Raw genomic sequence first — 26,689 nt, 5'->3', positions numbered from 1 at the left:
GGCGTCGGCGGTGTCTCAGCCGAACTTGGGCAGTTCGGGGGTCGTGGTTCCGGACGGGATCACGCGGTAGGTCTTGAGAACCTGCGTGAGGGCCTTCTGGAACGCGGGGGCGGTGGCCGCCGACGATTTTACCGTCCGCGGTTCGTCGAGGTTGACCGCGACGACGTACTGCGGGTCGTCGGCGGGGGCGAAGCCGATCATGGTCGTGAAGTACGCGTCGGGCTTGTACGCCCCGGTGTTCTCGTCGACCTTCTCGCCGGTTCCGGTCTTGATCGCGATGCGGTAGCCGGGGATGGCGATCTTCGAGGCCAGCTCGCCCTGGGTGGCGACGTTCTCGAGCATGAGCGAGACCGCGCGCGCGGTGTCGGTGGAGACCACCTGCGTGCCCTCGGTCGACGGGACGTCGGTGACGGTGCCGTCGGCGGCGGTGCACCCCTCGACCAACGACAGCGGCATCTTGAGCCCGCCGTTGGCGATGGTCTGGTACGCGCCCACGAGCTGCGGCACGGTGACCGACAGGCCCTGACCGAAGGTGGTGTTGTAGAAGGTCTGCGTGTCCCAGTCCTGGGCCGGGTGCAGGATGCCGCCGGATTCGCCCGGGAAGTCGATCGCGCTGAGCGAGCCCATGCCGAACTTCTGCAGGTAGTCGTAGCGCGTTTCTTTGGGGATCATCTCGCCGAACTTCGAGATGCCGACGTTCGAGGAGTCGATGAGCACGCCCGCGGGCGTGTAGACGTTGGGGCCGTGCGAGAACGCGTCGGAGACGCGGGCGTCGCCGCCGAGCACCTCGCGCGACGACGCGGTGACGGTCGTGTCGGGCGTGTACGAGCCGCTGTCCAGACCGATCGCGGTGGTGAGCGCCTTGAACGTGGAGCCCGGCTCGAAGGGGCTCGAGAACGCCCGGCTCCCCCGGTCTTCCGACGGGGTCGCGGTGGGGTTGTTCGGGTCGACGGTGGGGTACTCCGCCAGCGCGCGGATCTTGCCCGTCTTGGCCTCGACGACGGTGATCGTGCCGCGCAGCGATCCCGTGTTCTGCACCTGCTCGGCGATGAGCTGGCCCATGTACCACTGCAGGTCGCGATCGACGGTGAGCTTGAGCGTGCCGCCGTCGACCGCGGGCTCGGCCACGGTCTCGGTGCCCGGCAGCACCACGCCGTCACGGCTCTGCTGGAAGACGACCTTGCCGTTGGTGGAGGCGAGGCAGTCGTTGTCGGCCGCCTCCAGCCCGGCGAGGGGCTGACCGTCGCTGCCGACGAAGCCGATGAGGTTTCCGCCGACGGCGCCGTCGGGGTACACGCGGCCGGCCTGGGGCGGGAAGCTCAGGAACGGCAGACCGAGGGCGACCAGCGCGCGGTACTGCTCGGTCGAGACGTTCTTGGTGATCATGGCGTAGCGCGAGTCGGGGTTCTCGGCGACGGCGTCGGTGACGCTCGCCTCGACGTCGGCGGCATCCTGCCCGGTGACGGCCGCGATCTTCGCGGCGATCTCGGGCCATCCCGTCGTGGTCTCGTTCTCGTCGTCGTCGCGGGTGGTCACGCCCTTGATCGCGAGCATGGGGTCGACCTGCACGTCGTAGCGGTTCACGCTCGACGCCAGGATCACGCCGTTCTCGTCGACGATCGAGCCGCGCGAGGCGTACTCGACGCGGGAGTTCTGGAGCCCCATCGCGAGCGAGTCGTCGACGTGCTCCTTCGCGTTGACGACCTGGATGTCGACGAGGCGCACCACGAAGGCGAGCAGGACGGTGAGGACGATCGCGAGAGCGACGACGGTGCGACGCCGAGGGGACCGGTGGGTAGTCGTCGTCATGGGTCTCATCGTGTCGCGGGAGTCGGCAGACCGTCGCTGATCGACGGGGGTGTCGCCGATTCGGCGGGGGGCGTGGCATCGGTGGGGGCCGCCGGGTCCGTCGGCGCCGCCGCCGCCGGGTCCGTCGGCGCCGCGGCCGCGGGGGCGACGGGCGCCTGCGGGTTGGTCACGAGCGGCTTGTCGGCGATCAGGGCGTTGCGCACCGAACCTCGGCCCATGGCATCCACCGACGAGACGGCGTCGGCGGGCTTGTCGCTACCGATGACGGCGCCGTCGCTCAGGCGCAGGTAGGTCGGCGACTCGTCGATGACCATGCCGAGGGCGGCGGCGTTGGCCGCGAGGTACTGGGGCGAGCTGAGCCCGGCGTTGTCGTCGGCGAGGATCTGCTTCTGGTACGTCAGGTCGCGCTGCTGCTGGGTGAGCGACGCGATCTCGAACGAGCTCTGAGTGGTCAGGATGCCGAGCCCCATCTGCACGAGCACGATGGCCAGCGCGCCGGTGACGGCGATCACGCCGAACAGGCGGCGCGGAGCGCGGCGACGCGCGGGGGCGACGACGTGGAGTCGGCGCGGTTCGCGCACCGGCGCCGGGAAATCCGGGAGGAAGTCCGCATCGACGGTCTGGGCGGCACTCATGCGTCCTCCTGGATTCGCTCGGCCGCGCGCAGACGCACGGGGGTGGCACGGGGGTTGACGGCCCGCTCGTCGTCTCCGGCGAGCTCGGCTCCACGGACGAGCAGGCGGAACTTCGGCGCGTGCTCGGGCAGCTCGACGGGAAGCCCCCGGGGGGCGGTCGAGGTCGAGGCGTCGGCGAACACGCGCTTGACGAGGCGATCCTCGAGCGACTGGTACGACAGCACGACGATGCGCCCGCCGACCGAGAGGGTGCCGAGGGCCGCGGGAATCGTGCGTTCGAGGACCGACAGCTCGGCGTTGACCTCGATGCGCAGCGCCTGGAAGACGCGCTTGGCGGGGTGGCGCTCACGCAGCACGGCGGCGGGGGTCGCGGCCTGCAGCACGTCGACCAGCTGACCCGAGCGCTCCAGGGGCGCGACGGCGCGAGCGGCGATGATCGCCCGGGCGTAGCGGCCGGCGAGCTTCTCTTCGCCGTACCGCTCGAAGATGCGACGCAGATCGCCCTCGCCGTAGGTGGCCACCACGTGCGCGGCGGTGATGCCGCTGGTCTGGTCCATGCGCATGTCGAGCGGGGCGTCCTGCGCGTAGGCGAAGCCGCGGGAGGCCTCGTCGAGCTGCAGCGACGAGACTCCGAGGTCGAAGAGGATGCCGTCGACCTTCTTCACCCCCGCGGATGCCACGGCCTCGGCGATGCCGTCGTAGACGGTGTGCACGAGGGTGACGCGGTCGCCGAAGCGGGCCAGCCGCTCCCCCGCGATGCGCAGGGCGTCGGTGTCGCGATCGAGGCCGATCAGGCGGGTCGTCGGGAAGCGCTCGAGGAAGGCCTCGGAGTGCCCGCCCATGCCCAGCGTGCCGTCGACGAAGACGGAGCCGGGGCGCTGGAGCGCGGGCGCCAGCAGCTCGGCGCAGCGTTCGAGAAGAACGGGGGCATGGATGTCGCGGATGTCCATGATGTCGGGCTCCGAAACCTCGGGCTCTGATGCCCATCCGCAGGACCTGGCGCCGGGGAAGTGCGTCAGGGCGTGCGGCTGGACATCACAGCCGGAGGGTCAGAACAGTCCCGGGATCACCTCCTGCTCCATCTCGGCGTACGTGTCTTCGTTGCTCTCGGCGTAGGCGTTCCAGGCCTCGGCATCCCAGATCTCGGCGTGGGCGCCGACACCCGTGACGACCAGCTCGCGACCGAGCCCGGCGTAGGCGCGCAGCGCCGGGGGAACGGTGATGCGGTTCTGGCTGTCGGGCTTCTCGGCGCTGGCCCCCGAGAGGAACATGCGCAGGAAGTCGCGGGCCTGCTTGTTGCTGAGCGGGGCCTCGCGGATCCGCTCGTGCACGCGCTCGAATTCCTCGGTGCTGAACACGTAGAGGCAGCGGTCCTGCCCCCGGGTGATCACCACTCCGGCTCCGAGATCGTCACGGAACTTCGCGGGCAGGATGACGCGCCCTTTGTCGTCGAGCTTGGGGCTGTGCGTTCCGAGCAGCATTCGAGCGTCCACCCCCTTCGTCCGGCCAGCGAAGTTTCCCCCACTTTACTCCACTGCCCTCCACTTAGCTATCGAATCCTGCGATCTTCCGCGAAGGAATGCCGCCGTGTACTGTTGCTGGCCCTCCCTCGACGGCGCGACGAGATCCGCGTCTTTCCGCGGCTCGAGAACGGTCGAACACCGTGCGAAGACGGCCGGTGGAGCAAAAGGGAGGGGGCACGGCGAAAAAGGGGCACTCCCCCACTCGCCCCATTCCGTCGCAACCCGCTCCCCGCGCGCACGAAAAAGCACCGGCTCGGAAGAGCCGGTGCTGATTCAGGATGCGGGAGGGTCAGTGCCCTTCGCGGCGGCGGTCCCACCGATCGTTCATGCGGTCCATGAACGACGTGCTCGCCGCGCGAGGGGCGCGTGCACCCGGTGCGGAGGCGACGGGCGCCGTGGGAGCGGAGCCGCGCATCGGCGTGACGGCGAAGACGACGCCGCCCACCATGAGCAGGAATCCGACGACCCCGATGGCGATGCCGAGGAACCCGGTGTTGAAGCCGATCGACACACCGACCACCAGCGCTCCGAGCCCCGCGAGAACGAGGATCGAGCCGAGGACGATGTTGCGATAGCTCAGGGCGCGACTGGGGGCGGTGACGACATCGGTGTCGTTGCTCATGAGATGGCGCTCCATCTCATCCAGCAGACGCTGCTCCTGTTCGGAGAGTGGCATGCATCCCCCTCTGTTGTTCGGTGCGGACGATTCTACGCGCGGCGTGGATCACTAGGCTAGGCCCGTGCCAGCCTCCCCGGAACCGATCGAAGCTGTTTCCCAGCGACTCGACAAGTTCCTCTCTGATCAGCTATCGTACGCGGCCATGCTCGGCCCCGAGGCCGAAGCGCTCACCCGCTCCGGTGCCGCCGCCCTCCGCGGCGGAAAGCGCCTGCGCGCGCGCTTCTGCCTCACCGGCTGGCGCGCGGTCGACGAGCTCGACCACCCCGAGGCGCACGGCCTCGACGACGCCGCCCTCGCGGTGGCGTCGTCGCTCGAGGTGTTCCACGCCGCGGCCCTCGTGCACGACGACCTCGTCGACAACTCCGACACGCGACGGGGTCAGCCGGCCGCGCACCGCGCCCTGCAGAACGCGCACGGCGAAGCCGGGTGGACCGGCGACCCCGAGACCTTCGGACGCTCGGGCGCCATCCTGTTGGGCGACCTCCTCGTCGCCTGGAGCGACGACCTGCTCGAAGAAGGGCTCGACGGAGCCGCGACCGCCGGTGCCACCCGGCGGGCTTACGCGCGGATGCGCCGCGACGTCACGATCGGGCAATTCCTCGACGTCGCCGAGGAGTCGGCCCACGTCGTCTACCCCGACGACACCCACGCCGAGCGGGCGCTGCGCATCGCGTCGTACAAGTCGGCGCGCTACAGCATCCAGCAGCCGCTGCTCATCGGCGCCGAACTCGCCGGGGCCGACGACGCGCAGCTCGAGGCCCTCGGGCATTTCGGGCACGACGTGGGAATGGCCTTCCAGCTGCGCGACGACGTGCTGGGCGTGTTCGGCGACAGCGTCGTCACCGGCAAGCCCGTCGGCGACGACCTGCGCGAGGGCAAGCGCACCGTGCTCGTCGCCTACGCCCGGGAATCGCTGCCCGAGGCCGAACGCCGCGAGATCGACGCGTTGCTCGGCGACGCCACACTCGACGCCGACCGGATCGCGGGCCTGCAGCGCACGATCGTCGACACCGGCGCGTTGGCTCGCACCGAGGAGCTCATCGCCGACTACGCCCGTCGAGCCGACGCCGCCCTGACCGACGCGCGCCTGGGCGCCTCGGCCGTCGGCGAACTGCGTGCGTTGGCGCGGGCGGCCACCGAACGCTCCGCCTGACGCGGCGACATCCGGCGCCCGCGCGGGCGGGGGGCTCAGGCGAGCGATGCCGCGACGCGGCGCACTTCGCTCTTGCGACCGGCGCGCAGCGCCTCGATGGGGGCGACGCCGATGCTGTCCTCGGGCGTCAGCAGCCAGTCGATCGTCTCGTCCTCGTCGTACCCGGCGTCGTGCAGCACGATGATCGTGCCGCGCAGCGACGCGAGGGGACGACCGTCGACCAGGAAGACCTCGGGAACACGCAGCGCACCGTGCCGACGCGAGCCGACCAGGTAGTTCTCGTCGAGCAGACGACGCACCCGGCCGAGGGGCTCGTCCAGGATCTCCACCAGATCGGGGAGGGTCAGCCAGGCGGTCTCATAGGGGGAAGTGTCGGTCACGATGCCACTATCTCACCCTCCGCGCGGGCAGGAGTGCCGGCGCGGCCGCGCCGGGTCGGGTCACACGCGTCACACCAGCCCCACGCGTTGACATCTCTCACAGCCCGTGCGAGCGTCGAAGGAAGTCGGAAGAACGGACATCCCCCACCATGCAACGACTCCCCTCTCTCGCCGCGCCGGCCCCGGCCGCATCGACGCCGCCCACCGCGAAGATCTCCACGGCAAAGCGGGTCGCCGCGATCTGGCCGGCCGCGGTGGCCGGTTCCATCGCCCTGGCCCTCACGGGCGAGCACGCCGCGCACGCGACGCCACCCGCCCCGCCCCTCGCGGCGCTGCCGCCGGCGCCCCGCGCGCTCGACGTTCCCGCCACGGCCGCGCTCGCGGCATCGGCCACCTACACCGTGCAGGCGGGCGACACCGTCTGGGGCATCGCCCGTGCCCACGGCCTCGACACCGCGGCGGTGCTCGCGGCCAACGGGCTCGACGCCTCCGCCGTCATCCGCCCCGGGCAGGTCCTCGCCCTCGTCGCCGCGGCCGCGCCGCCGGCGGCTCCCGCTGACGCCCCGACGCCCACCTACGAGGTGCGACCGGGAGACACCGTCTCGGCGATCGCCGCCGCCCACGGTGTCTCGATCGACGCCGTCCTCGCCGCCAACGACCTCACGCGTTCGTCGATCATCTACCCCGGCGAGGTGCTGCGGATCCCCTCCGGCTCCGCTCCGTCGGCTCCCGCCCCGGCGGCGCTCCCCCCGGCGACCGCTCCCGGACTCGACGCCGAGCAGTCCGAGAACGCGCGCCTCATCATCCGGATCGGGCGGGAGCTCGGCGTGTCGGATCACGGCATCCGGATCGCCCTCGGCACCGCGATGCAGGAGTCGTGGCTGCGCAACCTCGACGGGGGCGACCGCGACTCGCGCGGTCTCTTCCAGCAGCGGCCCAGCACGGGGTGGGGCTCGCCCGAGCAGATCCTCGACCGCGACCGATCGACCCGGGCCTTCTACGGCGGATCCGCCGACCCCAACGGCTCCGACACGCGCGGACTGCTCGACATCGAGGGCTGGGAGCAGCTGTCGTACGTCGACGCGGCTCAGGCCGTGCAGATCTCGGCCTACCCCGATCGCTACGCGCAATGGGAGCAGCCCGCGACCACCTGGCTCGCCGTTCTCGGCTGAGGTGGCGGTGAGCCGTTGCCCGGGCTCCCAGGGGGCGCTCCGTAGACTCGACCCGTGAGCACGAGTCAGCAGGCCGACCCGCTGATCGGCCGTCTCGTCGACGGCCGGTACCGGGTCCGCGCGCGCATTGCGCGCGGCGGCATGGCGACCGTGTACGTCGCGACCGATCTGCGCCTCGAGCGCCGCGTCGCGCTGAAGGTCATGCACGGGCACCTCAGCGACGACACCGTGTTCCAGAGCCGGTTCATCCAGGAGGCCCGCTCGGCGGCGCGCCTGAGCGACCCGCACGTGGTGAACGTCTTCGACCAGGGCCAGGACGGCGAGATGGCCTACCTGGTCATGGAGTACCTGCCCGGCATCACGCTGCGCGAGCTTCTGCGCGAGCACAAGCGCCTCACGGTCGATCAGACCCTGACGATCATGGATGCCATCCTCTCGGGGCTGGCCGCCGCGCACCGCGCCGGCATCGTGCACCGCGACGTGAAGCCCGAGAACGTGCTGCTGGCCGAGGACGGCCGCATCAAGATCGGCGACTTCGGTCTCGCCCGAGCCACCACGGCGAACACCGCCAGCGGCGCCCAGCTGATGGGGACGATCGCCTACCTGGCTCCCGAGCTGGTCACGCGCGGCACCGCCGACGCCCGCAGCGACATCTACTCGCTCGGCATCATGCTGTACGAGATGCTCACCGGCGAGCAGCCCTACAAGGGCGAGCAGCCGATGCAGATCGCCTACCAGCACGCCACCGACTCCGTGCCCCGCCCGAGCGCGAAGAACCCCTCCGTCCCCGAGCAGCTCGACGAGCTCGTGCTGTGGTCGACCGAGCGCGAGCCCGACGACCGGCCGCTCGACGCCGCGGTGATGCTCGAGCGCCTGCGCGCCGTCGAGAAGGAACTGGGCCTCGCCCCGCAGGTGGCCCGCGCCGTCTCGGTCGGCACAACGAGCCCGGCGACCGCGGCGGAGTCCCGAGAGCTCACCAAGGTGCTGCCGCAGACCGCGTCCCTGCCGTCGGCGCCCGCCGACGAGCCCGACAACGCCGCCCGGCTCCGCACGAAGACCCGCCGCCGCACCGCCCGCGGCATCTGGATGCTCATGCTCGTGCTGCTGCTGGCCACGGGCGCCGCCGGCACGGGCTGGTACTTCGGTTCCGGCCCGGGATCGCTCGTCGCCGTGCCCGACGTCTCGCAGCGCAGCTACGCCGACGCCGAGGCCCTGCTCATCCAGGAGCACCTGCGCGGACAGGCGCAAGAGGTCACCGATCGTGAGATCCCGGCGGGAACGACCGTCGGAACCGATCCGGCCGCGGGAGAACGACTCGACAAAGACACGGTCGTCACCGTCTTCGTATCGATCGGGCCCGCGACCCATCAGATTCCCGAGCTGGCCGGGAAGAGCGCCGACGAGGTCACCGGCATCCTGCAGGCGGCCGTCGTGGGCGTCGGCGACCCGACGCGGGAGTTCGCGGATGCCGGCGACGGCACCGTGCTGTCGGCGTCGGTCATCCCCCGCTCCGGCGCGAACGCGATCGACTGCACCTCGGGCTGCACGGTCTACGAAGGCGACGCGGCCTCACTGGTCGTCTCGCTCGGGCCGATCCCCGACGTCACCGGCCGCTCGCAGTCGCAGGCCGAGCGGGCGCTCAACGCCGTGGGACTCGAGACGTCGACGACCGAGGAGTACAGCAACTCCGTGGCATCCGGGAACATCATCGGCATCGGCGACCGCGACGGCGGCGGCAACTGGCGCCCCGGCGACACCGTTCCCCTGACTGTCTCGATCGGGCCGCGCCCGGTGGAGATCCCCGGCAACATCGTGGGCATGACGATCCGCGACGCGGTGAACGCGCTCGAGAACCTCGGATTCCAGGTCAACGCGGGCATCGACGACGGCACACTGCCGCTCGGGTTCAAGTACTGGGACATCTACAAGGTGCGCGCGACGAACCCGAAGGCCGGCGGCACCGCGCCCCAGGGCTCGACGATCACCCTGACCCCGACGCTGTAGCGCGCGGGTCCGTGCGCTGATCGGCGCGCGCGGGCTGCGACACCACACGCACACGCACGACGCCCCCGACCACAGCGGATCGGGGGCGTCGAGGCGACGGAGACGCGGCTCAGCGCTTCTCGAGCTCCTCGGCGACGAGGAACGCCAGCTCGAGGCTCTGCCGGTGGTTCAGACGCGGGTCGCACAGGCTCTCGTAGCGGGTCGCGAGGGTGGCCTCGTCGATCATCTCGGAGCCGCCCAGGCACTCGGTGACGTCGTCGCCGGTCAACTCGACGTGGATGCCACCCGGGTGCGTGCCCACGGAGCGGTGCGCCTCGAAGAACCCGCGCACCTCGTCGACGACGTCGTCGAAGCGACGCGTCTTGTAGCCGGTGGGCGTGGTGATGCCGTTGCCGTGCATCGGGTCGGTCACCCAGAGCGGCGTGGCGCCCGAATCGCGGACGGCCTCGAGCAGCGGCGGCAGGGCGTCGCGGATCTTGCCGGCGCCCATGCGCGTGATGAACGTCAGGCGGCCGGGCTCGCGCTCGGGGTCGAGCTTGTCGATGAGGGCCAGCGCCGTCTCGGGCGTGGTGGAGGGGCCGAGCTTGACGCCGATGGGGTTGCGGATCTTCGAGAAGTAGTCGACGTGCGCGCCGTCGAGCTCGCGCGTGCGCTCACCGATCCACTGGAAGTGCGACGAGGTGTTGTACGGCATGCCCGTGCGCGAGTCGATTCGCGTCATGGGGCGCTCGTAGTCCATCAGCAGACCCTCGTGGCCGGTGTAGAACTCGACGCGCGTGAGCTCGTCGAAGTTGGCGCCGGCGGCCTCCATGAACTTGATCGCGCGGTCGATCTCGGTCGCCATGCTCTCGTAGGCCTGGTTGGCCGGGGTGCTGGCGAAGCCCTTGTTCCAGCTGTGCACCTCGCGCAGGTCGGCGAAGCCGCCCTGCGTGAACGCGCGGATCAGGTTCAGCGTCGAGGCGGCCGTGTGGTAGCCCTTGAGCAGCCGCGCCGGGTCGGCCTTGCGGGACTCCTCGGTGAAGTCGTACCCGTTGACGATGTCGCCGCGGTAGGCGGGCAGCGTCACGTCACCGCGCGTCTCGACGTCGCTCGAACGGGGCTTGGCGAACTGGCCCGCCATGCGGCCCATCTTCACCACCGGCATCGACGCCCCGTAGGTGAGCACGACGGCCATCTGCAGGACCGTCTTGATGCGGTTGCGGATCTGCTCGGCGGTCGCGCCGGCGAACGTCTCGGCGCAGTCACCGCCCTGCAGGAGGAACGCTTGACCGGCGGCGGCGCGCGCGAGGCGATCGCGCAGATTGTCGACCTCGCCGGCGAAGACCAGCGGCGGGAGGGTCGCCAGCTCTGCGGATGCCGCGTCGACCGCGGCCTCGTCATACCACTGGGGCTGCTGCTTGATGGGCAGGGTTCGCCAGTGGTCGAGGTCGTGGAGCTGCTGATTCACCCCTGAAGTCTAGTGGCGCGCCGCGGGCGCCTTCGCCGCCTGCGCGGTGGCCAGGCGGTCCTTCACGGTCGACGCGTACACGTCTTCGTACCGCTGTTCGCCGAGGCGCTGCAGCGCCACCATGATCTCGTCGGTGACCGACCGCAGCACGTAGCGATCGCCCTCCATGCCCTCGAAACGCGAGAAGTCGAGCGGCTCGCCGATGACGATGCCGACGCGTCCCACCCGCGGCAGACGCTGACCGATGGGCATGACGGCGCCGGTGTCGACCATGACGACCGGGACGACGGGGACGCGCGCCTCGAGCGCCATGCGCGCGATGCCCGTGCGGCCCCGGTACAGGGTGCCGTCGGGGCTGCGGGTGCCCTCGGGGTAGATGCCGAGCAGCTCGCCCCGGCCGAGCACGCCGAGACCGGTGTTGAGCGATGCCTCCGACGCCTTGCCGCCGGAGCGGTCGATGGGCAACTGGCCCGTGGCGGTGAAGAACAGGCGGGTGGCCCAGCCCTTCAGACCGCGCCCGGTGAAGTAGTCGCTCTTGGCGAGGAAGGCCATGCGCCGGTCGATCATCAGGGGCAGGAAGATCGAGTCCGAGAACGACAGGTGGTTGCTGGCGAGGATCGCCGCGCCCTCGACGGGGATGTTTCGCCGGCCCACCATCCACGGGCGGAAGATCGCCTTGATGATCGGTCCGATCACCAGGTACTTCATGAGCCAGTAGAACATCGTCAGCGTTCCTTCCCGGCGAGGTCGGCGACCCCGATGAGACCGGCGTCGTTGCCCAAGCGTGCGATCGCGAACTCCGCGACCGGACGTTCACCGTATCCCGGCAGCGACGTCTCGTACGCGAGTTTCACCGGTTCCAGCAGGTCGGCACCGAGCTGCGCGACTCCCCCGCCGATGACGAACACCTCGGGGTCGAGCACCGCCTGGAAGCCTCCGCAGGCCTCGCCGAGGGCCGTGGCCACCCGACGCAGCGCCTCGACCGCACCCGGGTCGCCCGCGAGCACGAGTCGCGAGACGGCGGGACCGGGGATGGCCCCCTTCTCGTCGCGGACCGCCGCGAGAGCCGCGCCGATCCCGCCCTCGTCGGCGATGGCGTTCGCCTCGCGCTGCAGTGCGCGGCCCGAGGCGTACTGCTCGAGGCATCCGTTCTGCCCGCAGCCGCAGGGGTGTCCCCCGCGCACGAAACGCAGGTGCCCGAGCTCGGCTCCGATGCCGTGTCCGCCGCGGAAGAGCTCGCCGTCGGTGACGACGGCGCCGCCCACTCCCGTGCCCATCGTCAGCATGACCATGTCGCGCACGCCCTGGCCCGCGCCGAAGCGGTACTCGCCCCAGCCGGCGGCGTTGGCGTCGTTCTCGATGGTGACGGGGGCGTCGAGGCGCTGCTCGAGGCGCGCGCGCAGCGGCTCGTCGCGCCAGTCGATGTTGGGCGCGTAGATCACGGTGCTGCGGTCGCGGCTGATGAAGCCCGCCGCCGCGACGCCGATGGCGTGCACCTCGTGGGCACGACGCAGGTGGTCGGCCATGTCGACCACGGCATCCACGAGGGCCGACGGGTCAATGGGGGTGTCGACGCGGAGCTTCTCGATGATCGTCCCGTCGGCGTCGACGACGCCGCCCGCGATCTTCGTGCCCCCGATGTCGATGCCGACGTTCTGCACCGCGTTCCCTTCCGGGCCCACCGCTCGGCCGGCCCGGAGCAGTCTAGCCACCCGGGACACCCGTCCGAGGAACGCACTTCACCCGGGGCAGGGAAAGACGTGCGGATAGACTCGACGAACCGCTCGACGTTCTTCCGGTGCCAAAGGAGTTACCGTGATCCAGTTCGACCTCTCCCCCCTCGTCGCCGCCGACCCGGACGCCAACACGTCCGACCTGCTGGCCGACCGTGTGCGGGCGACCCCCGACCGCGCGTTGTTCGCGGTGCCCGATGCCGACGGATGGCGCGACGTCACCGCCGCCGAGTTCGAACGGCAGGTGATCGCGCTCGCGAAGGGATTCGTCGCCGCGGGCATCCAGCCCGGCGAGAAGGTGGCGTTCATCGCGCGCACGACCTACGACTGGACGCTCGTCGATTTCGCGCTGTTCTACGCCGGCGCCGTGATGGTGCCGGTGTACGAGACGAGCTCCCCCGCGCAGATCTCGTGGATCCTCTCGGATTCGGGCGCCATCGCCGTCGTCCTGGAGTCGGCGGAGCACGCCGAACGCCTCGACGAGGTGCGCAGCGACGTGCCGCTCATCCGCGACGTGTGGCAGATGCACACGGGCGCGCTCGACACGCTCGTGGCCGGGGGCGGGCACATCACCGCCGAAGAGATCGAGCGCCGCCGCCACCTGGCCAAGGCGTCGGATGTCGCGACCCTCATCTACACCTCGGGGTCGACGGGACGCCCGAAGGGCTGCGTGCTGGTGCACAGCAACTTCGTCGAGCTCGCCCGCAACTCCGCCAAGGCGCTGCACGAGGTCGTCGAGACGCCCGGCGCCTCGACGCTGCTGTTCATCACGACGGCGCACGTCTTCGCCCGCTTCATCTCGCTGCTGAACGTGCACGCCGGTGTCAAGACCGGCCACCAGCCCGACACGAAGCAGCTGCTTCCCGCGCTCGGCTCGTTCCGGCCCTCGTTCCTGTTGGCCGTGCCGCGCGTGTTCGAGAAGGTCTACAACTCGGCCGAGCAGAAGGCCGAGGCCGGCGGCAAGGGCAAGATCTTCCGCGCGGCCGCCGCCGCGGCCATCGAGCACTCCGAGCGTCTGCAGGACGGCCGGTCCATCCCGCTGGGCCTCAGAATCAAGTTCGCACTGTTCGACAAGCTCGTGTACGCGAAGCTGCGGGATGCCATGGGCGGGCGGATCGTGTACGCGGTGTCGGGGTCGGCTCCGCTCGGCCCCCGGCTCGGTCACTTCTTCCGCAGCCTCGGCGTGGTCATCCTCGAGGGCTACGGCCTCACCGAGACCACGGCGCCGGCGACGGTCAACCTCGCCACGAAGTCGAAGATCGGCTCGGTCGGTCCGGTGCTGCCCGGCGTGGGCGTGCGTCTGGCCGACGACGGCGAGATCCAGGTGCGGGGCATCAACGTCTTCCGCGAGTACTGGCAGAACCCCGAGGCCACCGCCGAGGCGTTCGACGGCGAGTGGTTCAAGACGGGTGACATCGGCGCCTTCGACAGCGACGGCTTCCTTTCGATCACCGGTCGCAAGAAAGAGATCATCGTCACCGCCGGCGGCAAGAACGTCGCCCCCGCGGCTCTCGAAGACCCCATCCGCGCGAACCCGATCGTCGGCCAGGTCGTCGTCGTCGGAGACCACAAGCCGTTCATCTCGGCCCTCGTGACCCTGGACTCCGAGATGCTCCCCACGTGGCTCGCCAACAACGGCCTGCCCTCCGACATGACGCTCACCGCCGCCGCGGCGAACGAGAAGGTGCGCGCCGAGGTGCAGGGCGCCATCGACCGGGCCAACGCGCGGGTGTCCCGCGCGGAGTCGATCCGCAAGTTCACCATCCTGCCCACGGAGTGGACCGAGGCCAGCGGGCACCTCACGCCGAAGATGAGCATCAAGCGCAACGTCATCGTGGCCGACTTCGCCGACGACATCGAGGACATCTACGCGGTGCCGGTCAACACCACCAACGTCTCGCTCCCCTGACGGGCGTAACGCGAACGGCCCGGTCCCCGCGTGGGGGCCGGGCCGTTCTCTTTCGCGGCGGCGCATGAGCTCCGCGACGCGCGCGACCTCGGCCCCTCCGCAGCGGATCGGACTCACCCCGCGCACAGCGCAGACGATGCGCCCGACCGGATGCGACAGCGTCGGGTCAGAACCAGTCGCTCTCGCGCACCTGGCGCATGGCCTCGCGGCGCGTGTCGGCGGGAAGACGCGACAGGTACAGCATGCCGTCGAGGTGGTCGGTCTCGTGCTGCAGCGCCTGGGCGAGCAAGCCCTCACCCTCGAGCACGACCGGTTCGCCGTCGAGGTCGATGCCCTCGACCCGCGCCCAGGGGAATCGCTGCGCGTCGTGCCAGAGGCCCGGAACCGAGAGGCAGCCCTCTCCCACCGGCTGCGGCTCGCCACGGGTCTCGACCAGCACGGGGTTCAGCACGTAGCCGATGTCACCGTCGATGTTGTAGCTGAAGGCGCGCAGGTTCACCCCGATCTGGGGGGCCGCGACTCCGGCCCGGCCGGGGAGCGCGACCGTGTCGAGCAGATCCCGCACGAGCGAGCGGATGCCGTCGTCGATCGTCTCGATGGGCGCGCTGACGGCGCGGAGCACGGGGTCGCCGAACAGCCGGATCGCACGGACGGTCATGCCGCGGCCACCGGAGCGCGAAGCCCTTCGACCACGGCGGCCGCGAGCTCGCGGGCCGCCTGGCGGGTGGCCGGCTGCAGCTCGCGGAACGTGATCGCGCTGCCCGCGGCGATGCGCGCGTCGTACGGCATGCGGATGACGGTGCGCACGCGCGAGCGGAAGTGCGCCTCGAGCTCGCTCTCGCGCACGAGCGGTGCACCGGGCCGCGAGTTGTTGAGCACGACGACGGCATCGCGCACCTGCGTCGTGTACCCGTTCGTCTCGAGCCACGTCAGCGTCTCCGACGCCAGGCGGGCCTCGTCGACCGAGAGGCCGGCGACGATGACGAGCGTGTCCGCGAGCTCGAGGGTGGCCCCCATCACCGAGTGGACGATGCCCGTGCCGGTGTCGGTCAGCACGATCGAGTAGTAGTGCGCGGCGACGTCGGCGACCTGACGGTAGTCGTCGTCGCTGAAGGCCTCCGACACCCGCGGGTCGGTATCGGATGCCAGGACGTCCAGGCGCGTGGCATCCCGGGCCACGATCGACGAGACGTCGTTGTATCCCGACATCTCGTCGTGCGCTCGGACGAGGTCGCGCACGGTGCGGCCGTTGGCGCTCCCGACACGATCGGCGAGGGTTCCGCGATCGGGGTTCGCGTCGACCGCGATGATGCGGTCCTCGCGGGCGTCGGCCAAGGCCATACCCAGCAGCGACGTCACGGTCGTCTTGCCGACGCCGCCCTTGCGCGAGAGCACCGGCACGAATCGCGCACCGCCGACGAGCGGGGCCGAGATGCGGCGGTCGAGCTCTTTGCGCTGGCGCGCACGACGGCCGTCGCCGAGGTTGATGCGATGACCCGACACCGAATACACCAGCTGACGCCACAGGCCCTCGGGCTCGGGGCGGGCGATCTGCCGCGGATCGAGCAGCCGGTCGGCGGTGAGCAGGTCGGCGCTCTCACGCGTGTCCCCCACCTGGCCGAGACGCTTGCTCGTGAGCGACACCTCGGGCTCGGGCGTTTTGACGCGTTCGAGCGCGTGGGCGCGCCCGACGCGCGCGGCCTCATCGGCCTGCTGGGCGCTGCGGCGCGTGAGCGGCACCGTTCCGATCACGCCGGTCGCCGCGCGCTCGGCGCGGGTGGTCGGCACCGTCCCGGTGGCCGGGGCGGTGGCCTTCCGCGGTGCGACCTCGGCCTGTGCGACCTCGTCCGCGGGGGACGCGGGCTCGGGGGTCACTGTGCTCGGCGCGGTGGTCGACGCGGTGGTCGGAGCCTTCGGCTCGATCGGGGTGGCGCCGGTGGCGGACGGGGCACCGGTGGATGCCGCGGCCGCCGCGACGTCATCGGTGGGGGTCGCCATCACGATCGACGTCGAAGACGTTTCGAACTCGCGGACGACCGGGCGCGCGTCGAGCTGCTCGGCGTCGGGCACATCGGCCTCCTCCGCGGACGTGCTGGCGGAAGCCTCTGCGGCGGTGTCGCCTGCCTCGACGGGAACGGCGGTGTCGACGGCCGCGGCGATGTCCGCGTGCGCGTCGGTGCCGGTGTCGGTATCGGTGTGCGCGTCGTCTTCGCCGGGCGCCTCGGCCTCGGCACGGGGTCCGCCCGCCGCGGGGGCGGGAACCCACGGAGCACGCGTGAGCGACGTCGAGGCGTCGACGTCGGAAACGACGGCGGCCTCACGCGCGCTCTCGTCGTCGGCGTGCAGCCCGGCGGTCTCGGCCGCGGTGTCGGAACCTGCGGGCTCGGCGACGTCGTCATCGATCTCGGTGCGCGCGACGTCGGTCGACTCGGCCTCCCGCGGCGCATCGCCCTCGGGATCGGCGGGCTCGGCCAGCGCCGGATCGGCGGCCAGCTCGGTCTGCTCGACGTCTCCGTCCGCGGCATCCGCGGCGAACAGTTCGGCGTCGTCGACGATCTCGACGTCGTGGAGGTCGTCGAGGGCGGCGGAGCTCTCGTTCACGCCGCTCTCCTCGTCGTCGGCCGACGACGTCACTCCGTCGAGCGCGTGAGCTTCCGCGTCGTGCGTGTCCGGGGCGTGAGCGTCGTCGTCGTGGTCCGCAGCGTCGTCCTGCGGGTCGACGGCGGGCGCATCACCGCCGTGCGCATCGCCGCGGTGCGTATCGCCGCGGTGCGTATCGCCGCGGTCGGTCTCGACGACGTCGCTCTCGACGACGTCGTCCTCCGAGTCCTGGCCGCCCGTGCTCTCGGGCTCCGAGGTCTCGTCGACCTCCGACTCTGCGGCATGAGACTCCTGAGCGTGCGACGGCGCGGAATCCTCCCGCGCGTCGGTGGCGCCGGCATCCCCCTCGTCGTCCGCCGTCGCGTGAGCGACGGCCACGTCGACCCACGTATCGCCCGCCGACGCATGACCGGCCTGGTCGTCGTCGTGCACGATCTCGGCGTCGTGGATGTCGTGATCGCCGTCTTCGGCGTCGCCGACAGAGGCCTCGTCATGGTGCGGCTCGAGGATGATGTCGCCGGTCGGCAACTGCTCGACATGCGGCTCATGCACGATCTCGGTGGAACGCTCGAGGGGGGAATCGCGGAACTCGGGCGCCTCGAGGGGGCGCAGGTCGGCGTCGTCGATCACGACCTCGTCCTCGATGACGTCGTCGTCGAGGTCGTCGTCGTCGGACACGGTCGGCAGGTCGACGTTGACCTGGGCGATGTGTCCTCCGAGGATCGTGATGCTGGCGGTGTCGAGGTTCCCGCTCTCGTCGAGGACGCCGTGTTCTGCGTTCTCGTCGGGGTTCGCGTCGGTGCGGTCGGGGGTCACTGCAGTCTCCAAACGGGAAGAGGGCGCGAAAGCGCCCCCTCCCAGGTTACTGCGCGTGGCGGATTACCAGCAAAAGGTCTCCCGCTTCCACCTGCTGTGTGGTAGCGATGGCGACTCGTTCGACGACGCCGTCGACGGATGCCGCGATCGCGGCCTCCATCTTCATCGCCTCGATCGACGCGACGGCCTGACCCGCGCTGACGTGATCGCCGACTGCGGCTTTGATGGTGACCACGCCCGAGAAGGGCGCCGCGACCTGCCCCGGCGTGGACGTGTCGGCCTTCTCGGCCTGACGCGCCTCGACATTGACGGAGCGATCGCGCACGAACACGGGGCGCAACTGCCCGTTGAGCGTGGTCATGACGGTGCGCATGCCCTTGTCGTCGGCGTCACCCACGGCCTCGAGACCCACGAACAGCTGTACGCCGCGCTCGATCTCGACGGTGTGCTCCCCGCCCGCGCGGAGTCCGTACAGGTAGTCGGCCGTGTCGAGCACGCTGAGATCGCCGTACGACGCGCGCATCTCCTCGAAGATGCGCGTCGGCCCGGGGAACAGCAGGTGGTTCAGGCGCGCGCGACGCTCGGCCGAGGTTCCCGCGAGGGCGGCCGTGTCGTCGTCGGAGAGGGGCGTGACGCCGATCTTCACGTCGCGACCGGCGAGCACCTTCGACCGGAACGGCTCCGGCCATCCGCCGGGCAGGTCGCCGAGCTCGCCCGCCATGAACGACACGACCGAGTCGGGGACGTCGTACTTGTCGGGGTTCTGCTCGAAGTCGGCGGGGTCCGCCTTGACCGCGGCGAGGTGCAGGGCGAGGTCGCCCACCACCTTCGACGACGGCGTGACCTTGGGAACGCGCCCCAGGATGCGATCGGCGGCGGCGTACATGTCCTCGATGAGCTCGAAGTCGTCGGACAGGCCCAGCGCGATGGCTTGCTGACGCAGGTTCGACAGCTGGCCACCCGGGATCTCGTGGCGGTACACGCGGCCGGTGGGGCCCGAGAGGCCCGACTCGAACGGACGATACAGGTGGCGCACGGCCTCCCAGTACGGCTCCAAGTCGCTCACGGCCTCGAGATCCAGCCCGGTGTCGCGCTCGGTGTGCGCGAGGGCGGCGACCAGGGCCGACAACGACGGCTGGCTTGTGGTGCCCGCCATGGGAGCGGCGGCCGCGTCCACGGCATCCGCCCCCGCCGCCGAGGCGGCCAGCAGGGTGGCGAGCTGTCCCCCGGCGGTGTCGTGGGTGTGCACGTGCACGGGCAGGTCGAACCTCTCGCGCAGCGCCGTGACCAGGCGCGACGCCGCGGCCGGGCGCAGCAGACCCGCCATGTCCTTGATCGCGAGGATGTGCGCGCCCGCGTCGACGATCTGTTCGGCGAGCCCCAGGTAGTAGTCGAGCGTGTACAGGGTCTCGGCCGGGTCGAGAATGTCGCCGGTGTAGCAGATGGCCACCTCGGCCACCGCGGTTCCGGTCGCCAGCACCGCGTCGATCGCCGGGCGCATCTGCGAGACGTCGTTGAGGGCGTCGAAGATGCGGAAGATGTCGACACCGGATGCCGCTGCCTCGGCGACGAATGCGTGGGTGACCTCGGTGGGGTACGGGGTGTACCCGACGGTGTTCCGCCCGCGCAGAAGCATCTGGATCGCGACGTTCGGGAGCGCGGCGCGGAGGGCGTCGAGGCGCTCCCACGGGTCTTCGCCGAGGAAGCGCAGGGCGACGTCGTACGTCGCCCCGCCCCAGGCCTCGACGGACAGCAGGCCGGGCGTCATGCGCGCGACGTACGGCGCGACGCGGGCGAGGTCGCGGGTGCGCACGCGGGTGGCGAGCAGAGACTGGTGGGCGTCGCGGAACGTCGTCTCGGTGACCGCGAGAGCCGTCTGCTCCCGCAGCGCTCGGGCGAAGCCGACGGGCCCGAGCTCCTGCAGACGCTGGCGCGAGCCCGCGGGCGCGGGCTCCACCAGGTCGAGCGCGGGGAGCTTGGCGCCCGGGTCGATCGACAGCGGGTTCTCGCCGTTCGGTCGGTTCACCGTGGTGTCGACGAGCCACGACAGCACCTTGGTACCGCGGTCCTTCGACTCGCGGCCCGCCAGCAGTTCGGGGCGCTCGTCGATGAACGAGGTGCTGAGGTCGCCCGCCACGAAGGCGGGATCGTCGAGCACCGCCCGCAGGAACGAGATGTTCGTCGACACTCCGCGGATGCGGAACTCCGCCAGGGCGCGGCGGGCGCGGGCGACGGCTGCCGGGAAGTCGCGACCGCGGCAGCTGAGCTTCGACAGCATCGAGTCGAAGTGCGGGCTCACCTGCGAGCCCGCGGCGGTCGTGCCGCCGTCGAGGCGGATGCCGGCACCGCCCGGCGAACGGTACGTGGTGATCTTGCCGGTGTCGGGGCGGAAACCCTGCGTGGGGTCCTCGGTGGTGATGCGGCACTGCAGGGCGGCACCGCGCAGGTGCACCTCGTCCTGCGTGAGGTGCAGGTCGGCGAGGGTCTCGCCGGCAGCGATGCGCATCTGCGACTGCACGAGGTCGACGTCGGTGACCTCCTCGGTCACAGTGTGCTCGACCTGGATGCGGGGGTTCATCTCGATGAAGACGACCTCGCCGGTGCGCGGCCCCGCGGTCTCGAGCAGGAACTCGACGGTTCCGGCGTTCTGGTAGCCGATCGACCGGGCGAACGCGACCCCGTAGCGGTGCAGGTCCTGTCGCACCGTCTCGTCGAGGTTGGGCGCGGGGGCGATCTCGATGACCTTCTGGTGCCGGCGCTGCACCGAGCAGTCGCGCTCGAACAGGTGGATGGTCTCGCCCGTGGCATCCGCGAGGATCTGCACCTCGATATGGCGGGGACGCTGCACGGCCTGTTCGAGGAACATGCGCGCGTCGCCGAAGGCGCTCTGCGCTTCGCGCATCGCCTCGGCCAGAGCCGGGGCGAGTTCGCCGAGTGCCTCGACGCGACGCATGCCGCGCCCGCCGCCGCCGGCCACGGCCTTGGCGAAGAGCGGGAAGCCGATGTCGTCGGCCTGCGCGACCAGGGCGTCGATGTCGTCGGAGGCCGCGGTGGAGCGCAGCACCGGAACGCCGGCGGCGACCGCGTGCTCTTTGGCGGTGACCTTGTTGCCCGCCATCGACAGCACCTCGGCGGGCGGGCCGATGAAGGTGATGCCGTGGGCGGCGGCCTTCTCGGCGAGCTCGGGGTTCTCGGAGAGGAACCCGTAGCCCGGGTAGATGGCATCCGCCCCGCATTCGCGTGCGACGCGGATGATCTCGTCGACGTCGAGGTAGGCGCGCACCGGGTGGCCGCGCTCGCCGATCTGGTAGGCCTCGTCGGCCTTCAGGCGGTGCAGCGACGCACGGTCCTCGTAGGGGTAGACCGCGACCGTGCGCGCGCCGACCTCGTAGGCGGCTCGGAACGCGCGGATGGCGATCTCTCCCCGATTGGCGACCAGAATCTTCGAGAACATGCGCACCTCACGTCAAGCTGGCGGAGCTGAATGTGCTCACAGCCTAGGGGACGGTAACGTGGACTCTCGTGCACGTACTCTCCGTCAGCTCTTTGAAAGGCGGGGTCGGCAAGACGACCGTGACGCTCGGGCTGGCATCCGCTGCCTTCGCACGTGGCGTTCGCACTCTCGTCGTCGACCTCGACCCCCAGTCCGATGTGTCGACCGGTATGGACATCCAGGTCGCCGGCCGTCTCAACATCGCCGATGTCCTCGCGAACCCGAAAGAGAAGGTCGTCCGTCAGGCGATCACCTCGAGCGGCTGGGCGAAGGTCCACCCCGGCACGATCGATGTGCTCATCGGCAGCCCCTCGGCCATCAACTTCGACGGTCCGCACCCGAGCGTCCGCGATGTGTGGAAGCTCGAGGAGGCGCTCGCGACGATCGAGGCCGACTACGACCTCGTGCTCATCGACTGCGCCCCGTCGCTGAACGCCCTCACGCGCACCGCGTGGGCGGCGAGCGACCGCGTCGTCGTGGTGACCGAGCCGGGCCTGTTCTCGGTGGCCGCCGCCGACCGCGCGCTCCGCGCGATCGAGGAGATCCGCCGCGGTCTCTCGCCGCGACTGCAGCCCCTCGGCGTCGTGGTGAACCGCGTGCGCCCGCAGTCGATCGAGCACCAGTTCCGCATCAAGGAGCTCCGCGACATGTTCGGCCCCCTCGTGCTCAACCCGCAGCTGCCCGAGCGCACGTCGCTGCAGCAGGCGCAGGGTGCGGCCAAGCCGCTGCACGTCTGGCCCGGCGACAGCGCGCAGGAACTCGCCGCCGACTTCGATGCCCTGCTCGACCGGATCGTGCGCACCGGCCGCATCCCCGTCGAGAACGAGGCCCCGCAGGCCTGACCGACGCCGCTTTCTCGACGAGACGCCGTCCCGCTGCCCCGCAGCCGGGCGGCGTCTCTCGTCTCGCTCCCCCTGGTCACCCCCGCGTGAGTCGCCGAGCATTGTCGCCTCGGGTCGGGGCGAAGCGACAAAACGTGGCCCCTCGCGCGCGGGACAAAGCGAATCCCGGATGCCGTGGCATCCGGGGGGGCGGAGAGGTGCGGGGTGCGGTCAGGCGGTGCGGGCGGCACGACGGGCCGCCAGCTCGTCGACGGAGTCGGACGTGGCCGACTCGAAGTCGACCAGCGTGGACTCGACCTCGCGCAGCACCTTGCCGACCGCGATGCCGAAGACGCCCTGACCCCGGCTGACCAGGTCGATGACCTCGTCGTTCGAGGTGCACAGGTAGACCGAGGCCCCGTCGCTCATCAGCGTGGTGCCGGCGAGGTCGCGGATCCCCGCGGCGCGGAGCTGATCGACGGCGGTGCGGATCTGCTGCAGCGAGATGCCGGTGTCGAGCAGACGCTTGACGAGCTTGAGCACGAGGATGTCGCGGAAGCCGTACAGACGCTGCGAACCCGAGCCGCTCGCCCCGCGGACGGTCGGAACGACGAGTTCGGTGCGGGCCCAGTAGTCGAGCTGACGGTACGTGATGCCGGCGGCACGGGCGGCGACGGCGCCGCGATAACCGGTGTCGTCGTCCATCTCGGGCAGACCGTCGGTGAAGAGGAGATCGGAAGCGAACCGGGGTTCACCGAGTGCGTCGCCAGCGTTCATGCTCGCGTTCCTCCTCATCGGTTCGTTCCTTCCACGCTAGATCAGCGAGGGTCCCCCGGCAATGACATCCGCGTCGGGGGCTGCGGCGTGTCGCAATCAGGACAGGATCCGCTCGAGCGCTTCGCGCACGAACATCCCCCGCACCTCGTCGAGACGGGTGGCGAGCTCGGGCGCGAGCTCGCTCGCACGGGCTCGGGATGCCGCGTCGGGACGCCGCAGCAGGGCCGACATCGCCGACTCGACGAGAGCCACCTCGCGCTCCGCGCTCTGTCGCAGCGCCCGCACGTGGCGGGGCTCGATCCCGTGACGGTCGAGGGCGACCAGGGCGCGCAGCAGCGCGACGGTCTGCTCCGGGTAGGTCTCGGCCGCCGTGATCACGCCGGTGCTCACGGCGTCGTTCAGCAGCTGGGGGCCGGCACCCGCGGTGCTCAGCAGCTCGTCGCGCCGGTAGCGGCGCGGGGCGGCGGTCATCGACGGGATCGACGTCGGCGGGGCGGGGTTACGGCCCGCGTCGAGCTCGGCCAGGTAGTCGCGGATGACGACGAGCGGCAGGTAGTGGTCGCGCTGCAGCGTGAGCGCCATGCGCAGACGCTCGAGGTCGGCCGGTGAGAACTTTCGGTAGCCCGACTCGGTGCGCGTGGGCGAGACGATTCCCTGCACCTCGAGGAAGCGCAGCTTGCTGGAGGTGAGGGCCGGGAAATCTGGGGTCAGACGCGCGAGCACCTGACCGATGCTGAGCAGCCCCGCAGCCGTCTGACGACCACGGGAGGGGGCTGCCGCCATCAGTGCTCTGCCGCGGGCAGGTCGACCGGCGAACCGAAGAAGTTCAGCCGGAACTTGCCGATGCGCACCTCGGCGCCGTTGACGAGGGCGGAGCGGTCGACGCGTTCGCCGTTGACGTAGCTCCCGTTGAGCGAGCGCTGGTCGACGATCTCGAACGCCGTGCCCGTGCGGATGATCTCGGCGTGGCGACGCGAGACGGTCACGTCGTCGAAGAAGAGGTCGGCCTCGGGGTGGCGTCCGACCGTGGTGACGTCGGTGTCGAGCAGATACCGGGCGCCGGTGGTCGGGCCGGAGCGCACGATCAGAAGGGCGGCTCCTCCGGGAAGCGCGTCGATGGCTTCGAGCTCGGCCTCGGTGAGGTCGGCGCCGAAGGGGACGAACGACAGGTCGGCGTCGTGGCCGAAGGTCTCGGTCGTGTCGTGCGAGCGCTCGGACGCGACGGCGTCAGCCGCGCGCCGAATGTCGTCGCGATCGAATCGGCGGGTCTCGTCCACGGCTTCTCCTTCTCGTTCACCATAACCCGACCGGTTCGCCTGGGGAGGGGGAACCGGCCTCGCGCGGGCCGTGATGATGCGTGATGTGTCTTCGTTCGTCGACGCCGGGCAACGCGTTTCGGGTCGCGGAAGGCCAGGCGGGGACACTCGAACCTACCGACCCGGAGACGGCCCTGTCGAGTCCGCGCCCGCGCGGCGTCATCGTTGTCCTGCCGCGCCCCGGGTGCGGCGGGCCCACGGGACGGACACCGCCCCGCTCCGGGTCACCCGCGCGCACTCCTTCTCTCACCCGACGCGGGCGCGTCACGGACGCTCCCAGGCCCGTGTCGGGAGGCCTCGTTAGGGTCGGAGAGTGACTTCCCCCGTGGCGCCGCGTCGGCGCACCCTCCCCGCCCTCCTCGCGACCGCCCTGCTGGCCGCCGCCGCTCTGCTCGTGCCGGCGCTCCCCGCCGCAGCGCACGACGAGCTGGTCTCGACCGACCCGTCGGCCGATGCCGTGCTCGAGGCGTTGCCCGCCGAGATCACCTTCGCCTACAGCGCCGATGTGTTGACCGACCCCGGAGCCACCGTCGTGCAGGTCACCGACGCGTCGGGTGCGTCGCTGACCTCCGGCGCGCCGGTCGTCGACGGCAGCACCGTCGTGCAGCCGCTGGCCGGACCCGCATCGGGCGCTGTCTCGGTGCTCTGGCGCGTGGTGTCGAGCGACGGTCACCCCATCGACGGGTCGTTCTCGTTCACCGTGCCCGCGGCCGCCCCCACCCCGACCGCGACGGCCACGCCCACCTCCTCGCCCGCGCCCTCCGCGAGCCAGACCCCGGCCGAGAGCGCCGCTCCCACGTCGACTCCGGATGCCACCGCCGTCCCGGCGGACACCGCGTCGGAGGCCTCTCCCCTGCCGTGGATCCTGCTGGTGGTCGCGCTCGTGCTGGTCGCCGCGGTGATCATCGTCGTCGTCGTGTCGCGCGGCCGTCGTCGTGCGTCCGGTGGCGGGTCGACCGGCACCCCCGCGCGATAGGATTTGCGCATGCCTCATTACGATCTGGTCATTCTCGGTGCGGGTCCCGGCGGGTATGTGGCCGCCGTCCGCGGCGCACAGCTCGGACTCTCGGTCGCGATCGTCGAAGAGAAGTACTGGGGCGGTGTGTGCCTCAACGTCGGGTGCATCCCCTCCAAGGCCCTTCTGCGCAACGCCGACCTCGCTCACACCTTCCACGCGAAGGCCGACATGTTCGGCATCTCGGGTGACGTGCACTTCGACTTCGGCAAGGCGTTCGACCGTTCGCGGTCGGTGGCCGCCGGCCACGTCAAGGGCATCCACTACCTGATGAAGAAGAACAAGGTCACCGAGTACGAGGGTCGCGGGTACTTCGCCGACGACCACACGCTCGACGTGACCAAGACCGACGGCTCGAAGGAGCAGGTCACCTTCGACAACGTCATCATCGCCACGGGCTCCACCGTGCGTCTGCTCCCGGGCGTCACGCTGAGCGAGAACGTCGTGACCTATGAGGAGCAGATCCTCACCCGCGAGCTCCCCGAGTCGATCGTCATCGTCGGCGCCGGTGCCATCGGCATGGAGTTCGCCTACGTCATGACGAACTACGGCGTGAAGGTCACCATCATCGAGTTCCTCGATCGCGCCCTGCCCAACGAAGACGCCGAGGTCTCGAAAGAGATCCAGAAGCAGTACAAGGGCTACGGCGTCGACATCCTCACCTCGACCAAGGTCGACTCGGTCACCGACCACGGCGACAAGGTCACCGTCGCCTACACGGCGAAGGACGGCTCGCAGGGGTCGATCGACGCCGGCCGCGTGCTCATGTCGATCGGCTTCGCGCCGAAGGTCGACGGCTTCGGCCTCGAGAACACGGGCGTGAAGCTCACCGAGCGCGGCGCCATCGAGATCGACGACCACATGCGCACCAACGTGCCGCACATCTACTCCATCGGCGACGTCACCGCGAAGCTGCAGCTCGCGCACGTGGCCGAGGCCCAGGGCGTCGTCGCGGCCGAGACCATCGGCAATGCCGAGACGCAGACCCTCGGCGACTACCGCAACATGCCGCGCGCGACGTTCTGCAACCCGCAGGTCGCCTCGTTCGGCCTGACCGAGCAGCAGGCACGCGACGCGGGCCACGACATCAAGGTGTCGAAGTTCCCGTTCTCGGCCAACGGCAAGGCGAACGGCCTCGGCGAGCCCGTCGGTTTCGTCAAGCTCGTCGCCGACGCCGAGACCCTCGAGCTCATCGGCGGCCACCTCATCGGCCCCGATGTCTCGGAGCTTCTGCCCGAGCTCACGCTGGCGCAGAAGTGGGACCTCACCGCTCTCGAAGCAGCCCGTAACGTGCACACCCACCCGACGCTGTCGGAGGGCCTGCAAGAGGCCTTCCACGGCCTCGCGGGGCACATGATCAACCTCTGACCCGTCAGAGAACGAAGGCCCGCCCGGTGTTCCGGGCG

Annotated in this window: 22 protein-coding genes; 7 read left to right on the top strand and 15 right to left on the bottom strand. The window is 70.8% G+C overall.

Annotated elements, in window-relative coordinates; translation table 11 throughout:
- Positions 1–15: 15 nt before the first annotated feature.
- The 5 genes from ASF96_RS07140 to ASF96_RS07120 form a co-directional block, all read right to left on the bottom strand.
- On the bottom strand, positions 16–1,809 hold the full coding sequence (locus ASF96_RS07140) for a peptidoglycan D,D-transpeptidase FtsI family protein (protein ID WP_055937370.1): 1,794 nt from the start codon (positions 1,807–1,809) through the stop codon (positions 16–18).
- A 5-nt stretch (positions 1,810–1,814) separates the two neighbouring features.
- Positions 1,815–2,444 (bottom strand): hypothetical protein, encoded by a 630-nt coding sequence (locus tag ASF96_RS07135; protein ID WP_055937367.1) that lies wholly within the window; start codon positions 2,442–2,444, stop codon positions 1,815–1,817.
- On the bottom strand, positions 2,441–3,394 hold the full coding sequence (rsmH, locus tag ASF96_RS07130; RefSeq protein ID WP_055937364.1) for a 16S rRNA (cytosine(1402)-N(4))-methyltransferase RsmH: 954 nt from the start codon (positions 3,392–3,394) through the stop codon (positions 2,441–2,443). The genes ASF96_RS07135 and rsmH overlap by 4 nt, the downstream gene beginning before the upstream one ends.
- A 99-nt stretch (positions 3,395–3,493) precedes the next feature.
- Entirely contained in the window at positions 3,494–3,925 is a 432-nt protein-coding gene (gene mraZ / locus ASF96_RS07125) for a division/cell wall cluster transcriptional repressor MraZ (protein ID WP_055835511.1), read from the bottom strand.
- Between the two features lie 331 nt (positions 3,926–4,256).
- Entirely contained in the window at positions 4,257–4,643 is a 387-nt protein-coding gene (locus ASF96_RS07120) for a DUF3040 domain-containing protein (RefSeq protein WP_055937361.1), read from the bottom strand.
- 64 nt (positions 4,644–4,707) lie between these two features.
- Here ASF96_RS07120 and ASF96_RS07115 point away from each other — a divergent pair, with 64 nt between their 5' ends.
- Positions 4,708–5,799 (top strand): polyprenyl synthetase family protein, encoded by a 1,092-nt coding sequence (locus ASF96_RS07115; RefSeq protein WP_055937358.1) that lies wholly within the window; start codon positions 4,708–4,710, stop codon positions 5,797–5,799.
- Between the two features lie 35 nt (positions 5,800–5,834).
- Here the strand turns inward: ASF96_RS07115 and ASF96_RS07110 are convergent, their stop codons facing one another.
- On the bottom strand, positions 5,835–6,179 hold the full coding sequence (locus tag ASF96_RS07110) for an Rv2175c family DNA-binding protein (RefSeq protein ID WP_055835502.1): 345 nt from the start codon (positions 6,177–6,179) through the stop codon (positions 5,835–5,837).
- Positions 6,180–6,328: 149 nt separating this feature from the next.
- Here ASF96_RS07110 and ASF96_RS07105 point away from each other — a divergent pair, with 149 nt between their 5' ends.
- Together ASF96_RS07105 and pknB are read left to right on the top strand one after the other, a co-directional pair.
- Entirely contained in the window at positions 6,329–7,351 is a 1,023-nt protein-coding gene (locus tag ASF96_RS07105; protein ID WP_055937354.1) for a lytic transglycosylase, read from the top strand.
- Between the two features lie 54 nt (positions 7,352–7,405).
- The gene (gene pknB / locus ASF96_RS07100; RefSeq protein ID WP_055835496.1) at positions 7,406–9,355 is read left to right on the top strand and encodes a Stk1 family PASTA domain-containing Ser/Thr kinase; all 1,950 of its coding nucleotides are present in this window, start codon (positions 7,406–7,408) and stop codon (positions 9,353–9,355) included.
- A 109-nt stretch (positions 9,356–9,464) separates the two neighbouring features.
- On the opposite strand, the gene ASF96_RS07095 is transcribed toward pknB, so the two are convergent.
- The 3 genes from ASF96_RS07095 to ASF96_RS07085 are packed head-to-tail and all read right to left on the bottom strand — an operon-like array spanning position 9,465 to position 12,463.
- Entirely contained in the window at positions 9,465–10,802 is a 1,338-nt protein-coding gene (locus ASF96_RS07095) for a class II 3-deoxy-7-phosphoheptulonate synthase (protein ID WP_055937351.1), read from the bottom strand.
- A 9-nt stretch (positions 10,803–10,811) separates the two neighbouring features.
- Positions 10,812–11,525, bottom strand: a complete 714-nt coding sequence (locus tag ASF96_RS07090; RefSeq protein WP_055937348.1) for a lysophospholipid acyltransferase family protein — start codon at positions 11,523–11,525, stop codon at positions 10,812–10,814.
- Positions 11,526–11,527: 2 nt separating this feature from the next.
- Complete coding sequence (locus ASF96_RS07085) at positions 11,528–12,463, bottom strand: ROK family glucokinase (RefSeq protein WP_055835486.1); 936 nt, start codon at positions 12,461–12,463, stop codon at positions 11,528–11,530.
- 154 nt (positions 12,464–12,617) lie between these two features.
- Here ASF96_RS07085 and ASF96_RS07080 point away from each other — a divergent pair, with 154 nt between their 5' ends.
- Entirely contained in the window at positions 12,618–14,444 is a 1,827-nt protein-coding gene (locus ASF96_RS07080) for an AMP-dependent synthetase/ligase (protein WP_055937346.1), read from the top strand.
- Between the two features lie 166 nt (positions 14,445–14,610).
- On the opposite strand, the gene def is transcribed toward ASF96_RS07080, so the two are convergent.
- Genes def through ASF96_RS07065 form a run of 3 tightly spaced genes read right to left on the bottom strand, consistent with a single transcriptional unit; the run spans position 14,611 to position 21,315 of the window.
- Positions 14,611–15,102 carry a peptide deformylase gene (def, locus tag ASF96_RS07075; RefSeq protein WP_055835481.1) on the bottom strand — a complete coding sequence of 164 codons (492 nt, stop codon included), beginning with the start codon at positions 15,100–15,102 and terminating at the stop codon, positions 14,611–14,613.
- Complete coding sequence (locus ASF96_RS17575) at positions 15,099–17,861, bottom strand: nucleotide-binding protein (RefSeq protein ID WP_327037378.1); 2,763 nt, start codon at positions 17,859–17,861, stop codon at positions 15,099–15,101. The genes def and ASF96_RS17575 overlap by 4 nt, the downstream gene beginning before the upstream one ends.
- A 46-nt stretch (positions 17,862–17,907) precedes the next feature.
- A complete protein-coding gene (locus ASF96_RS07065) occupies positions 17,908–21,315 on the bottom strand; it encodes a pyruvate carboxylase (RefSeq protein WP_055937342.1) in 3,408 nt (1,135 codons plus the stop codon).
- A gap of 68 nt (positions 21,316–21,383) precedes the next feature.
- On the opposite strand from ASF96_RS07065, the gene ASF96_RS07060 reads away from it, so the two are divergent.
- Entirely contained in the window at positions 21,384–22,196 is an 813-nt protein-coding gene (locus ASF96_RS07060) for a ParA family protein (protein ID WP_055835478.1), read from the top strand.
- A 210-nt stretch (positions 22,197–22,406) separates the two neighbouring features.
- On the opposite strand, the gene ASF96_RS07055 is transcribed toward ASF96_RS07060, so the two are convergent.
- The 3 genes from ASF96_RS07055 to ASF96_RS07045 all read right to left on the bottom strand — a co-directional run bounded on the left by ASF96_RS07055 (position 22,407) and on the right by ASF96_RS07045 (position 24,229).
- Positions 22,407–22,952 carry a MerR family transcriptional regulator gene (locus ASF96_RS07055; protein WP_055835475.1) on the bottom strand — a complete coding sequence of 182 codons (546 nt, stop codon included), beginning with the start codon at positions 22,950–22,952 and terminating at the stop codon, positions 22,407–22,409.
- Positions 22,953–23,048: 96 nt separating this feature from the next.
- Entirely contained in the window at positions 23,049–23,735 is a 687-nt protein-coding gene (ftsR, locus tag ASF96_RS07050) for a transcriptional regulator FtsR (protein ID WP_055835472.1), read from the bottom strand.
- The gene (locus ASF96_RS07045) at positions 23,735–24,229 is read right to left on the bottom strand and encodes an FHA domain-containing protein (RefSeq protein WP_055835469.1); all 495 of its coding nucleotides are present in this window, start codon (positions 24,227–24,229) and stop codon (positions 23,735–23,737) included. The genes ftsR and ASF96_RS07045 overlap by 1 nt, the downstream gene beginning before the upstream one ends.
- Before the next feature lie 352 nt (positions 24,230–24,581).
- On the opposite strand from ASF96_RS07045, the gene ASF96_RS07040 reads away from it, so the two are divergent.
- Positions 24,582–25,244, top strand: a complete 663-nt coding sequence (locus tag ASF96_RS07040; protein WP_156458756.1) for a copper resistance CopC family protein — start codon at positions 24,582–24,584, stop codon at positions 25,242–25,244.
- Positions 25,245–25,253: 9 nt separating this feature from the next.
- Complete coding sequence (gene lpdA, locus ASF96_RS07035) at positions 25,254–26,651, top strand: dihydrolipoyl dehydrogenase (RefSeq protein ID WP_055835463.1); 1,398 nt, start codon at positions 25,254–25,256, stop codon at positions 26,649–26,651.
- The last annotated feature ends 38 nt before the right edge of the window (positions 26,652–26,689 follow it).

Origin of the sequence: Microbacterium sp. Leaf179 (assembly GCF_001423785.1) — a bacterium.
Taxonomy (GTDB): Bacteria; Actinomycetota; Actinomycetes; order Actinomycetales; family Microbacteriaceae; genus Microbacterium.
This window is presented reverse-complemented; position numbering and strand designations above follow the sequence as displayed.